This is a genomic window from Pantoea rodasii (assembly GCF_002095465.1).
Taxonomy (GTDB): Bacteria; Pseudomonadota; Gammaproteobacteria; order Enterobacterales; family Enterobacteriaceae; genus Pantoea; species Pantoea rodasii.
Genome location: NZ_MLFP01000037.1, coordinates 1 through 12937 on the forward strand (window position 1 = coordinate 1; position 12937 = coordinate 12937).

At 54.5% G+C, this 12937-nt stretch carries 11 protein-coding genes, 1 tRNA gene and 1 pseudogene; 4 read left to right on the forward strand and 9 right to left on the reverse strand.

The annotated features are described in order from the left end of the window. The coding region (locus HA45_RS27715; protein WP_211280919.1) for a hypothetical protein at positions 1-240 on the forward strand (240 nt) is incomplete at its 5' end. A 246-nt stretch (positions 241-486) separates the two neighbouring features. On the opposite strand, the gene ilvC is transcribed toward HA45_RS27715, so the two are convergent. Further along, complete coding sequence (gene ilvC, locus HA45_RS22640) at positions 487-1962, reverse strand: ketol-acid reductoisomerase (RefSeq protein WP_100701946.1); 1476 nt, start codon at positions 1960-1962, stop codon at positions 487-489. A 161-nt stretch (positions 1963-2123) separates the two neighbouring features. Here ilvC and ilvY point away from each other — a divergent pair. After that, positions 2124-3004: pseudogene (ilvY, locus tag HA45_RS22645) on the forward strand (HTH-type transcriptional activator IlvY). On the opposite strand, the gene ilvA reads toward ilvY, so the two are convergent. From ilvA to ilvL, 6 genes are all read right to left on the reverse strand, one after another. Beyond that, positions 3005-4552, reverse strand: a complete 1548-nt coding sequence (gene ilvA / locus HA45_RS22650; RefSeq protein ID WP_100701948.1) for a threonine ammonia-lyase, biosynthetic — start codon at positions 4550-4552, stop codon at positions 3005-3007. Positions 4553-4558: 6 nt separating this feature from the next. Then, positions 4559-6409 (reverse strand): dihydroxy-acid dehydratase, encoded by a 1851-nt coding sequence (gene ilvD, locus HA45_RS22655; protein ID WP_100701949.1) that lies wholly within the window; start codon positions 6407-6409, stop codon positions 4559-4561. A 61-nt stretch (positions 6410-6470) separates the two neighbouring features. Beyond that, entirely contained in the window at positions 6471-7400 is a 930-nt protein-coding gene (locus tag HA45_RS22660) for a branched-chain amino acid transaminase (RefSeq protein WP_100701950.1), read from the reverse strand. Between the two features lie 18 nt (positions 7401-7418). Then, on the reverse strand, positions 7419-7676 hold the full coding sequence (gene ilvM / locus HA45_RS22665; RefSeq protein ID WP_100701951.1) for an acetolactate synthase 2 small subunit: 258 nt from the start codon (positions 7674-7676) through the stop codon (positions 7419-7421). Then, entirely contained in the window at positions 7673-9319 is a 1647-nt protein-coding gene (gene ilvG, locus HA45_RS22670) for an acetolactate synthase 2 catalytic subunit (RefSeq protein WP_100701952.1), read from the reverse strand. Before ilvG ends, ilvM begins: the two co-directional genes overlap by 4 nt. A 149-nt stretch (positions 9320-9468) precedes the next feature. Next, a complete protein-coding gene (gene ilvL, locus HA45_RS22675) occupies positions 9469-9567 on the reverse strand; it encodes an ilv operon leader peptide (protein WP_071531048.1) in 99 nt (32 codons plus the stop codon). A gap of 328 nt (positions 9568-9895) precedes the next feature. On the opposite strand from ilvL, the gene HA45_RS22680 reads away from it, so the two are divergent. After that, positions 9896-11416, forward strand: a complete 1521-nt coding sequence (locus HA45_RS22680) for a YifB family Mg chelatase-like AAA ATPase (protein ID WP_100701953.1) — start codon at positions 9896-9898, stop codon at positions 11414-11416. Positions 11417-11445: 29 nt separating this feature from the next. On the opposite strand, the gene HA45_RS22685 is transcribed toward HA45_RS22680, so the two are convergent. Then, positions 11446-11784, reverse strand: a complete 339-nt coding sequence (locus tag HA45_RS22685; protein WP_084938268.1) for a MaoP family protein — start codon at positions 11782-11784, stop codon at positions 11446-11448. Between the two features lie 121 nt (positions 11785-11905). Here HA45_RS22685 and hdfR point away from each other — a divergent pair, with 121 nt between their 5' ends. Next, positions 11906-12727 (forward strand): HTH-type transcriptional regulator HdfR, encoded by an 822-nt coding sequence (hdfR, locus tag HA45_RS22690; RefSeq protein WP_100701954.1) that lies wholly within the window; start codon positions 11906-11908, stop codon positions 12725-12727. Between the two features lie 126 nt (positions 12728-12853). On the opposite strand, the gene HA45_RS22695 is transcribed toward hdfR, so the two are convergent. Further along, positions 12854-12929, reverse strand: a tRNA-Trp gene (locus tag HA45_RS22695). Between the last annotated feature and the right edge of the window lie 8 nt (positions 12930-12937).

Genomic DNA, 12937 nt, shown 5'->3' on the forward strand with positions numbered 1-12937 from the left:
GCCTCCTGGCCCAACGTAAAAGCCTCAGCGCTGCGGATAGCCCTTGCAGCAGCAGAGGCGCGCTGGCCTCAACTATTGTGCCCTTTTGAACATCAATCACAGAAGCTTAAGAGCAGGCTGGTGCCGTACAGGGGCTGGCAATCCGCAGCGCTGAACGTAGTGAGTTTGCCAGGAGAGCACGCATGGATGCGGGCGAAAGGCGGGGCGGCACAGGATGTGCCATCCCCCGCCATTCCGTGAGGCACACGAATGAAGTGAAGGTACCGCGCAGCGGCGCGAGGACAGCCAGCCCCTGTACGGCACCAGACTGCGTTATCACCCGTCGCTTAACTGACTTTTACCAAAACACACGGACTGCGTGAACGCCATAGCATTGCGGCTTAGTAGCTTTTTTTAGTTACTGGGTGTGGGAAGCTATCTGTTCAGGCATAAAAAACCCCGGCAAGCCGGGGTTGTTCTTGTGCTGAAAACGGTGTTGCGTGTGGCTTAGCCAGCGACCGCGATACGTTTCATGTCGGTCATGTAGCCACGCAGTTTGCGGCCAACCGCTTCGATTGGGTGCTGACGAACGGCTTCGTTAACATCACGCAGCTGCGCGTTATCCACCTGAGTGCCTTCAATCGCTTTGCCCAGATCGCCCGGCTGCAGGGTGGTCATGAACTCTTTCAGCAGTGGAACCGCCGCGAAGGAGAACAGGTAGTTACCGTATTCTGCGGTATCGGAGATAACCACGTTCATTTCATACAGACGCTTACGCGCGATGGTGTTCGCAATCAGCGGCAGCTCGTGCAGTGATTCGTAGTAAGCAGACTCTTCGATGATGCCTGCATCGATCATGGTTTCGAAGGCCAGCTCAACGCCCGCTTTTACCATCGCAACCATCACAACGCCTTTGTCGTAGTATTCTTGCTCTTCGATTTTACCGTCGAACTGTGGTGCGTTCTCGAACGCCGTTGCGCCGGTCTCTTCACGCCAGGTCAGCAGGTTTTTATCGTCGTTCGCCCAGTCAGCCATCATACCGGAAGAGAATTCGCCCGAGATGATGTCATCCATGTGCTTCTGGAACAGTGGCGCCATGATGGTTTTCAGCTGCTCAGACAGCGCGTAAGCACGGACTTTCGCCGGGTTAGACAGGCGATCCATCATCAGAGTGATGCCACCGAACTTCAGTGATTCGGTGATGGTTTCCCAGCCGAACTGAATCAGTTTTTCGGTATAAGCCACATCGTGACCTTCCGCCACCAGCTTGTCGAAGCACAGCAGAGAACCGGCCTGCAACATACCGCACAGGATAGTCTGCTCGCCCATCAGGTCAGATTTCACTTCGGCAACGAAGGAAGATTCCAGTACGCCCGCACGGTCACCACCGGTGGCTGCTGCCCAGGCTTTGGCAATCGCCAGGCCTTCGCCTTTTGGATCGTTTTCCGGGTGAACCGCGATCAGCGTTGGTACACCGAAACCACGCTTGTACTCTTCACGCACTTCAGTACCAGGGCACTTCGGGGCAACCATCACTACGGTGATGTCTTTACGGATGGTTTCACCTGATTCAACGATGTTGAAACCGTGCGAGTAGCCCAGCGCCGCGCCATCTTTCATCAGTGGCTGAACCGCTTTAACGACTGCTGAGTGCTGCTTGTCTGGCGTCAGGTTAACCACCAGATCCGCCTGTGGGATCAGCTCTTCGTAAGTACCCACTTTAAAACCGTTATCGGTCGCTTTGCGGAACGAAGCACGCTTCTCAGCAATCGCTTCAGCACGCAGTGCATAAGCAATATCCAGACCGGAGTCACGCATGTTCAGGCCCTGGTTCAGACCCTGAGCGCCACAGCCAACGATAACGACTTTCTTACCTTTCAGGAAGCTTGCGCCGTCTGCGAACTCTTCGCGTGACATGAAACGACATTTGCCCAGCTGCGCTAATTGGTTGCGCAAGTTCAATGTGTTGAAGTAGTTAGACATGGGTACTCCGGTTAGATGTTGTGTTTGCTTTTGTTCGGTAACGACACCGTGTTCAGTGCCGCGAATGACCCCATCATATGACAGGAAATCCGTTGCTTAAATTGATATATTAACAACGTTACATTGCAGAATTTGCAACATCACGTTGAGGTGAAATACGCATGGATTTACGAGACCTGAAACTCTTTCTTCATTTGGCGGAAAGCTGCCACTTTGGCCGCACCGCGCGCGCCATGCACGTCAGCCCGTCCACGCTATCGCGCCAGATCCAGCGTCTTGAAGAAGATGTCGGTCATGCCCTGTTCCTGCGTGATAACCGCACCGTCACGCTCACTGAAGCCGGCGAACGTCTCAAACAATTTGCTCAACAAACCTTATTGCAATATCAACAGTTGCGCCACGTGATGGACCTTAACGGCCCTTCCCTCAGCGGCGAGCTGCGCCTGTTCTGCTCGGTGACCGCCGCTTATAGCCATCTGCCCCCGATACTCGATCGCTTCCGCGCCGAACATCCGCAGGTGGAAATCAAACTCACCACCGGTGATGCGGCTGATGCGATTGAAATGGTGCAGTCGGGCGAAGCCGATCTGGCCATTGCCGGTCGCCCTGAGTCACTGCCTGCCAGCATAGATTTTACGCCACTGGGGCTGATCCCGCTGGTGCTGATCGCCCCGGCGCTGCCTTGCCCGGTGCGCAGTCAGGCCACACAGGATGTTCCTGACTGGTCACAGATCCCCTTTATCGTGCCGGAACAAGGGCCTGCACGCCGCGGTATCGATTTGTGGTTCCGTCGCCATCGCATTCCCAATCCGCAGATTTACGCGACGGTTTCCGGGCATGAGGCGATTGTATCGATGGTGGCGCTGGGATGTGGCATTGCACTGCTGCCGGATGTGGTGCTGGAGAACAGCCCGGAGCCGGTGCGTAATCGCGTGCTGACGCTGGAGAATATTGAGTCGGTCGCACCGCTGGAACTCGGCGTGTGCGTACAAAAAAGCGGCTCGGTGAGCCGCTTATCAATGCGTTCTGGAGCCTGCTGTAACTATTGCCCGGCGAGGAAGAAACGAAACGCCGGGTTGTTTGCCTCATCGTGCCATTCGTAGCCCAACGCCGTGAGATGGGTTTCGAAATCCGGCTCTTGATCGTTGGCTTCGAAGGCGGCCAGCACGCGGCCAAAATCGGTGCCATGGCTGCGATAGTGGAACAGCGAGATATTCCAGTGCGCGCCGAGCGTCTGCAGGAACTTCAGCAGTGCGCCCGGTGCTTCCGGGAATTCAAAACTAAACAGGCGCTCGCGCAGCGGCTTAGATGGACGACCGCCCACCATGTAGCGCACGTGCAGTTTGGCCATCTCATCATCCGACAGATCCACCACCTGATAACCACCTTCACTCAGCTGGCTGATGATTTCTCTGCGCTCTTCCGCACCACGCGTTAAGCGCACGCCGACGAAGATGCAGGCGTTATCGGCATCCGCATAACGGTAGTTGAACTCGGTGATCGAACGGCCACCCAGCGTCTGACAGAAACGCAGGAAGCTGCCCTGCTGTTCTGGAATCGTCACCGCCAGCAACGCTTCGCGCTGTTCGCCGATTTCACAACGTTCTGACACATAGCGCAGACCGTGGAAGTTGACGTTGGCGCCCGACAAGACGTGCGCAAGGCGCTCGCCTTTGATGTCGTGCTGCTGGATGTACTTCTTCATGCCCGCCAGCGCCAAAGCGCCAGAAGGTTCCGCCACCGCACGCACATCTTCAAACAGGTCTTTCACTGCCGCGCAGATGGCATCGCTGTCCACGGTGATGATGTCATCGAGGTACTCTTTGCACAGGCGGAAAGTTTCGCTGCCGATGCGCTTCACCGCCACACCTTCAGCAAACAACCCGACGCGCGCCAGATCCACCGGCTCACCGGCATCCAGCGCCGCTTTCAAGCAGGCTGAATCTTCTGACTCCACCGCGATCACTTTGATCTGTGGCATCAGCTGTTTGATCAGCACCGCCACGCCCGCCGCCAGACCGCCGCCGCCGACCGGCACGAACACGCGATCGAGATGCGCGTCTTGCTGCAGCAACTCCATCGCCAGCGTGCCCTGCCCGGCAATCACTGCCGGGTGGTCGAACGGGTGCACAAAGGTGTAACCCTGCTGCTCGGACAGCTCAATCGCTTTGGCTTTTGCCTCGTCGAAGTTAGCACCAAACAGATAAACCTCACCGCCAAATGCGCGCACTGCATCAACCTTGATGTCTGCCGTGGCCAGCGGCATCACAATCAGTGATTTGATGCCAAGCCGGCTGGCCGAGAGCGCCACACCCTGCGCGTGGTTGCCGGCCGAAGCCGTAATCACGCCGCGTGCTTTTTGCTCTTCAGTCAGCCCGGCAATCATCGCGTACGCCCCGCGCAGCTTGAAGCTGTGCACCGGCTGACGATCTTCTCGTTTCACCAAAATGGTGTTGCCGAGACGCGATGAAATTTTTTCCATTTTCTGCAGCGGTGTCACCTGAGCAATTTCGTACACAGGCGAGCGCAGCACTGCGCGCAAATACTCCGCGCCGTTAGGCGACGCGGGTAGCGGTTGAGACTCAGCCATCAGTTGTTAGCCTCCCAGCTTGGACTTATCGCGTACCGCACCTTTGTCAGCACTGGTCGCGAGGGATGCATAAGCACGCAGCGCGAAGGAGACGACACGCTCGCGGTTATGTGGCGTGTAAGCCGCTTCGCCACGTGCCTGCTCTTTTTCACGACGAGCATGAATTTCGTTGTCTGGCAGATCCAGATGGATACGACGGTTCGGGATATCCAGCTCGATCATGTCGCCATCCTGAATCAGCGCAATGGTGCCGCCGCTGCCCGCTTCTGGCGAGATGTGACCCACAGAGAGACCGGAAGAACCACCCGAGAAACGGCCATCGGTGATCAGCGCACAGGCTTTGCCCAGCCCCATCGATTTCAGATAGGTGGTTGGATAGAGCATTTCCTGCATGCCCGGACCGCCTTTCGGCCCTTCGTAGCGAATCACCACGCAGTCGCCTGCCACCACTTTGCCACCGAGGATCGCAGCAACCGCATCATCCTGGCTTTCGTAAACTTTGGCTGGGCCTTTGAAGGTCAGCAATTCCGCGTCCACGCTGGCGGTTTTCACGATACAACCATCTTCAGAGATGTTGCCGTACAGTACGGCCAGACCACCATCCTGAGAGAAGGCATGCTCACGAGTGCGGATACAACCTTCTACACGGTCATCATCCAGCGTGTCCCAGCGGCAATCCTGCGAGAATGCCTGGGTGGTACGAATACCGGCTGGGCCCGCGCGGAACATTTTCTTCACCGCTTCATCTTTGGTCAGCATGATGTCGTACTGATCCAGCGTTTCACGCAGCGACTGCTGCAGAACGTTACGGGTCGTGGCATCGATCAATCCGGCACGATCCAATTCGCCCAGAATCGCGACGACGCCACCCGCGCGGTGCACGTCTTCCATGTGATATTTCGGCGTACTTGGTGCCACTTTGCACAGGTGCGGCACTTTGCGTGACAGGCGATCGATATCCGACATGTTGAATTCGATCTCGCCTTCCTGCGCCGCTGCCAGCAAGTGCAGAACGGTGTTGGTGGAACCGCCCATGGCGATATCCAGCGTCATCGCATTCTCAAACGCCGCTTTCGTCGCGATGTTGCGCGGCAGCATGTTGACGTCATCCTGCTCGTAATAACGTTTGGTCAGGCTCACAATGCGCTTACCGGCATTGAGGAACAGCTCTTTACGGTCGGCGTGCGTCGCCAGCAGTGAACCGTTGCCCGGCTGTGCCAGACCCAGCGCTTCGGCCAGACAGTTCATGGAGTTGGCCGTAAACATACCCGAGCAAGAACCACAGGTCGGGCAGGCAGAACGTTCGATTTTATCGCTGTCTTCATCGCTGACGTTCGGGTTGGCACCCTGAATCATCGCATCGACCAGATCCAGCTTGATGATTTTATCGGACAGCTTGGTTTTGCCGGCTTCCATCGGGCCGCCGGACACAAAGATCACCGGGATATTGAGGCGCAGTGCCGCCATCAGCATGCCGGGGGTGATTTTGTCGCAGTTGGAGATACACACCATGGCATCCGCGCAGTGCGCGTTTACCATGTACTCCACGGAATCGGCGATCAGCTCGCGCGAAGGCAGTGAATACAGCATGCCGCCATGACCCATGGCGATACCGTCATCCACCGCGATGGTGTTGAACTCTTTAGCGACACCACCGACAGCTTCGATTTGCTCAGCCACCAGCTTGCCCATATCGCGCAGGTGCACGTGGCCCGGAACGAACTGGGTGAATGAGTTAACTACGGCGATAATCGGCTTGCCGAAATCGTCATCGGTCATCCCTGTGGCGCGCCACAAGGCGCGGGCACCCGCCATATTACGGCCATGGGTGGTGGTGGCAGAACGGTACTTAGGCATGCTCTATTTACTCCAGTCTGAAATATGACGCGGGCGCAGCTGCACCCGCGTAACTGTCTTGTTATGGATTAACTTGATCCAACCAGCCGTACTTGTCTTCGGTTTCGCCGGTAAACAGGCCGAAGAATGCGCTCTGAATTTTGGTGGTGACTGGACCACGTTTACCTGCGCCCACCTGGATGCCGTCAACACTGCGCACCGGGGTGATTTCTGCCGCTGTACCGGACATGAACACTTCGTCAGCCAGATACAGTGATTCGCGCGACAGGGTTTGCTCACGCACTTCGATACCCAGATCGATCGCCAGCTTGATGATGGCGTCACGGGTAATGCCCGGCAGGGCTGAAGAAGTGAACGGTGGTGTGAACAGAATGCCATCTTTCACTTCGAACAAGTTTTCACCAGCCCCTTCTGAAATATAGCCGTTGGTGTCGAGAGCGATACCTTCCTGATAACCGTGACGGCGCGCTTCGCTGCCCACCAGCAGAGAAGAAAGGTAGTTACCACCGGCTTTGGCGGCGGTTGGCAAGGTGTTCGGTGCGACACGGTTCCATGAAGACACCATTGCATCGATACCATTTTCCAGTGCTTCAGCACCCAGGTAAGCACCCCATGGGAAGGCAGCGATGATCACGTCGGTGGTGTAGCCATCTGGCGGGTTCACACCCAGACCCACATCGCCCACGAAGGCCAGCGGACGGATGTAAGCGCTTTTCAGTTTGTTCACGCGAATCACTTCGCGGCACGCGTCCATCAGCTCATCAACGCTGGCGGCGATAGGGAAACGATAAATTTTGGCGGAATTGTGCAGACGCTGCATGTGTTCACGGTGACGGAACACCACTGGACCTTTGTGTGAGTCGTAGCAACGTACGCCTTCAAACACAGAAGTACCGTAATGCAGTGCGTGGGACATCACGCTAACTTTGGCGTCTTCCCACTTAACCATCTCCCCGTTGAACCAAATAAAGTCTGCTTTCTTCGTACTCATTGCTATTTCCTTTGGCGACTAAGCGCGGATTTGTTGTGATGTCTGTTGCTGGATCTCGACACAGGCGACATCCAAAAGTTTGCTTAACTGCGAAGACAGTAAATCGACCGAACGCTGGCTGGCAACGGTCATCTCGATATTAATGTTCTCGGCGTTTGACGCTGATGCCATGTTCATCGAGCACACCTGGAAGCCACGGTGGCGGACGACACGCAAAATGCGCTCCAATATTTCAGGACGAAAGCGGGCTTCGATAGACAATTGATGCTGGTTCATGCGGTTTTCTCCATCATGTTTGCGTTGCTGGCACCCGGCGGCACCAATGGCCAGACGTTCTCATGCTCATCTATCGAAACATGCAGGAAGTAAGGACCTTCACTGTTCAGCAGAGCATCTATCGCGGCGTCGACCTGATCTTTACGGGTAATGCGCTGGCCTGGGATATCAAACGCACTGGCCAGCGTGAGGAAATCGGGGTTATCGGTGAGGATGGTTTCGCTATAGCGGCCATCAAAGAACAGTTGCTGCCACTGGCGCACCATGCCTAAACGTTGGTTATCCAGCAGCAGGATTTTCACCGGCAGCTTGCCGCGTTTGATGGTGCCCAGTTCCTGGATATTCATCATGATCGAACCATCGCCAGACACGCAGATCACGGTGTCTTCCGGGCGAGCAACCTGCGCGCCGATGGCGGCCGGCAGACCGAAGCCCATGGTACCCAGACCGCTGGAGGTGATGAAGTTCTCTGGCTGAGTGAAGCTCATGTGCTGCGCAGACCACATCTGGTGCTGACCCACATCGGTGGTCACCACGGCGCTGTCTGGTTTGCGATCGGAGAGCTGCTTCAACAGCAATGGCGCGTAAATCGCTTCACCTGGATGATCGTAACGCCATTCAAACTCGGCTTTCATCGCTTTGACTTCGGTGCGCCAGCCATCGATTTGCATCGGCATGCTTAACGCCGGCAGCACCTGATTCAAATCGCCCTGCAGTGAAACGTGGGCACGGCGCAGTTTGTTCAGCTCGGCCGGATCGATGTCGATATGGATAACGTTGGCGTGCGGGGCGAAGGTGTCTAACTTGCCGGTGACGCGATCGTCAAAGCGCGCGCCCACTGCAATCAGTAAATCACAGGATTGAACGGCAAGGTTGGCGGCTTTGGTGCCGTGCATGCCCAGCATGCCAAGGTAGACATCGCTGCTGGCGTCGGCGCTGCCCAAACCTTTCAGCGTGGCAACCATCGGAATACCGGTTTCTTCCGCCATGGCACGCAGTGCTGGCACCGCCTGCGCCATGCCAACACCGCCGCCGATATACAGCATCGGCTTATGCGACTGCGCCATCAACGCGCGAGCTTCCGCGATATGCTCCGGCGAGTGGCTGATCGCTTCTTCAACCGGCAACAGGTGTGGTGTTAACTCAGCGCTGGCGATTTGGATGTCTTTCGGGATATCAACCAGCACCGGACCGGGACGGCCAGACTGGGCGATGGCGAAGGCTTCTGCCATCACGGCAGGTAAATCTTCGAGGGATTCAACCAGGAAACTGTGCTTGGTACAGGCTAACGACAGGCCGAGAACGTCGATCTCCTGGAAGGCGTCAGTGCCGATAAAGGCAGATGAAACCTGACCGGTAATGGCGACAACCGGGATGGAATCCATATATGCATCCGCTAACCCGGTGATCAGGTTGGTGGCGCCAGGGCCGGAAGTGGCGATACACACGCCGGTCTTGCCGGTGGCACGGGCATAACCGATTGCCGCCATCACGGCACCTTGCTCATGACGACACAGTAGGTGTTCCACGCCGCCATCGTAGAGCGCATCGTACACTGGCATGATTGCGCCGCCAGGATAGCCAAACACTGTGTCGACACTCTGCGCGCGTAAAGCCTGAACTACCCACTGTGCACCTGTCATGGTTATTCTCCTGTATTCCTGGGGGAACAACAGAATTTTATGCTACTGCTCATAATCTGTTCCTCGCTGATTCGCTGATATTTAGCCAGGTCGAAAAAAAACCCCCGGACCTTTCGGTGCGGGGGTTTTTGGAATTCCGGGCTTGATTTTTAAGCCTTTCTTTCTCCAAGCGATGCCCCGCACGGTGGGATAATAATCACCACCACGCTAATCACGACTAGGCTAATCACTTGTAGAAGGGCTTTCATGTGTTGTTTGTTTTTTCGATTGTTCGAAGTAATACCTACAGAGTTACCATAGTTATCCGCTTGATGACAATTATTTTCATAATGTTTTTTTATGACGTGTGCGACGAGCATCGGTTATCACGTTGTAAGTAAAAGGTTATTTACAGTTGTGATAATTATTCATTACGCACGCGGCGCAACGGTCAGTTTATTTTTGCGATCTCGCGCTCAATCACCACGAAAACCCGTCGAATATCGCCTATTTTCTGGAATCTAACGCTGAAACTTGCACAAATGCGTTCGCAGGCTGCGTTTTCACCTCGCATGATGGAGAGAACAAGGAGTAGTGATGTCTCTATCAAAAGTTTTAACCCGCGCCGCTCTCGGTGTGCAGGCACCTTTGGTGACAGTGGAGGTGCATATCAGCAAAGGCCTGCCTGCATTAACATTGGTGGGTCTGCCTGAGACCACGGTGAAGGAAGCACGAGAACGGGTGCGCAGCGCCATTATTAACAGTGGATTCATTTTCCCCGCTAAACGCGTCACCATCAATCTGGCCCCGGCAGATTTGCCTAAAGAAGGTGGCCGCTATGACCTGCCCATCGCTATTGCTATTCTCGCGGCCTCAGAGCAGCTTCCTGACGCGAAACTGGCGCACTATGAGTTCCTGGGGGAGCTAGCGCTTAACGGCGCGCTCTGTGGCGTTCAGGCCGCCATTCCGGCCGCAATGGCGGCAATACTTGCTGGTCGGCAAATGGTGTTAGCTGAAGAGAATCAACAGGATGTAGGGTTGATTCAACAAGGTGAAACGCTGGTCGGTAAACATTTGGTTGAGATCTGCGCCTTTCTGCATAATCAATCCCCCCTTACCGTTGCTCACTATCAACCTGAAGCATTACAGCAGGGAGAGCAGGACCTCAGCGATATTATTGGTCAGGAGCAAGGACGACGTGCGCTGGAGATTACTGCCGCTGGCGGCCATAACCTGTTGCTCATCGGACCGCCGGGTACGGGAAAAACCATGCTTGCGACACGCCTGCCCAGCATCATGCCGCCGTTAAACGACCAAGAAGCGCTGGAGTGCGCGGCGATCAGTAGTTTAGTCAGCAACCGCAATCTCCATCATCAGTGGCGTAGAAGGCCATTTAGAGCACCCCATCACAGTGGTTCGCTGTATGCATTGGTGGGAGGGGGATCATTGCCGCGGCCGGGAGAAATTTCATTAGCCCACAATGGTGTACTGTTTCTCGATGAACTGCCGGAGTTTGACCGCAAGGTGCTGGATGCACTGCGTGAGCCCATCGAGTCTGGAGAAATTGCCATTTCCCGCACCCGTGCCAAAGTCACCTATCCGGCACGCTTTCAGCTGATTGGTGCCATGAACCCTAGCCCAACAGGGCATTATCAGGGAAGTCATAACCGGTGCACGCCACAACAGGTGCTGCGCTACCTGAGCCGGCTTTCAGGCCCTTTTCTCGATCGCTTCGATTTGTCGCTGGAAATCCCCCTGTTACCAAGCGGTACCTTGAGCCAAAAACAAGAGGTTAGTGAGAGCAGTGCAAAAGTGCTTCAGCGCGTGCTCGCGGCTCGACAAAGGCAGATCCAACGAGCGGGTAAAGTGAATGCACACTTAACTAATCCAGAGATTGCGCTTAACTGTTCGCTGATAGCTGAAGATGCAGTGTGGTTGGAAACGGTGCTGAACTCGCTGGGGCTTTCGGTACGGGCATGGCAGCGGATCTTGAAAGTGGCGAGGACGATTGCCGATCTGGACGAAGAGGAGAGGATTTCACGACGGCATTTGCAGGAAGCGGTGAGCTATCGCAGCATTGACCGTTTACTGATTTATCTGCATAAAAGCCTGGAATAGAAAACGGGGCTTTTAAGCCCCGTTATTTTTTAATCATCGCTATCGCTAAAGTCTTCCACCGTATCCATCTGCGGCTTGCCGCCAGACAGGGTATGGAAACGCTTAGGGCGCTTAATACGTGCGGTGTATTTCGACCAGACACGTTCAGCTTCCGTTTGCGGCTCGCGCAGACCACGACATACTTCTAAAAATGAACGCTCTTCTTCTGTTGTGGGCTCACGCTTGGCGAGGTCCAGTTCATTAAAGGCGTAACCGTGGCGTTCCAGAAGCTGGGCTTCTTTAATGGTGAAGTCACCATGACGCGAAAAACCACGAGGGTAATGTTTGTTATCAAAGAAACGATTTGTTGTTGCGAAGCTATTCGCCATTTTACACGCTCCCGACTCTCTTATGGCCGTGCTATTTATGGCGCGGAGTATTAGATAGGCTTGACAGAGTGTAAAACAAAACATTTAAATCAGTACGACAAACAAATTTTGGGAGAATGCTGTGGATACGGAATTACTGAAAACTTTCCTCGAAGTGAGCAGAACACGCCATTTCGGGCGTGCTGCTGAAGCGCTTTACCTCACGCAATCTGCCGTTAGTTTTCGCATTCGTCAGCTGGAGAATCAGCTGGGGGTTAACCTTTTTACTCGTCATCGAAATAATATTCGTCTGACCTCTGCGGGTGAGCGTTTATTGCCCTATGCAGAGAGTTTGATGAGTACCTGGATGATGGCCAAAAAGGAAGTTTCGCATACACAACAGCATCATGAGCTATCGATAGGTGCCAGTGCTTCGTTGTGGGAAGCGTACCTAACCCCTTGGTTAAAAACGCTTTATGAGAATCGGGAAAGCCTCCATCTGGAAGCGCGCATTGCACAACGACACTTGCTGGTAAAGCAGTTGCACGAGCGCCAATTGGATCTGTTGATTACTACCGAAGCGCCAAAAATGGATGAGTTAACCAGCCAGCAGATTGGTCATATATCGCTCGCACTCTTTCGCGCCCGTAAAACGGAGAAACGTGAAAAATATGATTACATTAAACTAGAGTGGGGAGCAGATTTTCATCAACATGAAAGTTATCTGTCCAGTGATGACGTACCGGTATTAACGACGACTTCGGCACATGTGACGCGTGAATTACTGCATACCACCGGTGCTTGTGCGTTTTTACCGGACTCATGGCACAGTATTTATAGTGATTTGATGGTTATTCCAGATACACCTGTTGCCGTTCGGCCACTCTATGCGGTGTGGCTGCAGAATAGCGATCAACAAGCGCATATTCGTCAGCTGCTAAAATTCCCAGTATTGACGCAATAAAGCATAAATTGAGAGGGGTTTGAGTGTCGCGCAGTGAAACTCAAACCCTTTTCACTGACGAATTTATGAGGTAAATACCAAATTTTGGACAAAAAAAATCCTTTGCCGAAGCAAAGGATTGTTTTCTGGCAGGGGCGGAGGGACTCGAACCCCCAACACCCGGTTTTGGAGACCGGTGCTCTACCAATTGAACTACGCCCCTAAATAGGG

Bases quoted from the DNA above. Each gene is read 5' to 3' on its own strand.
- HA45_RS22685 (WP_084938268.1), bottom strand. From the start codon at position 11,784: ATGGCGAATAGCTTCGCAACAACAAATCGTTTCTTTGATAACAAACAT.
- HA45_RS22660 (WP_100701950.1), bottom strand. From the start codon at position 7,400: ATGAGTACGAAGAAAGCAGACTTTATTTGGTTCAACGGGGAGATGGTT.
- ilvM (WP_100701951.1), bottom strand. From the start codon at position 7,676: ATGAACCAGCATCAATTGTCTATCGAAGCCCGCTTTCGTCCTGAAATA.
- ilvD (WP_100701949.1), bottom strand. From the start codon at position 6,409: ATGCCTAAGTACCGTTCTGCCACCACCACCCATGGCCGTAATATGGCG.
- ilvC (WP_100701946.1), bottom strand. From the start codon at position 1,962: ATGTCTAACTACTTCAACACATTGAACTTGCGCAACCAATTAGCGCAG.
- ilvL (WP_071531048.1), bottom strand. From the start codon at position 9,567: ATGAAAGCCCTTCTACAAGTGATTAGCCTAGTCGTGATTAGCGTGGTG.
- HA45_RS22680 (WP_100701953.1), top strand. From the start codon at position 9,896: ATGTCTCTATCAAAAGTTTTAACCCGCGCCGCTCTCGGTGTGCAGGCA.
- ilvA (WP_100701948.1), bottom strand. From the start codon at position 4,552: ATGGCTGAGTCTCAACCGCTACCCGCGTCGCCTAACGGCGCGGAGTAT.
- ilvG (WP_100701952.1), bottom strand. From the start codon at position 9,319: ATGACAGGTGCACAGTGGGTAGTTCAGGCTTTACGCGCGCAGAGTGTC.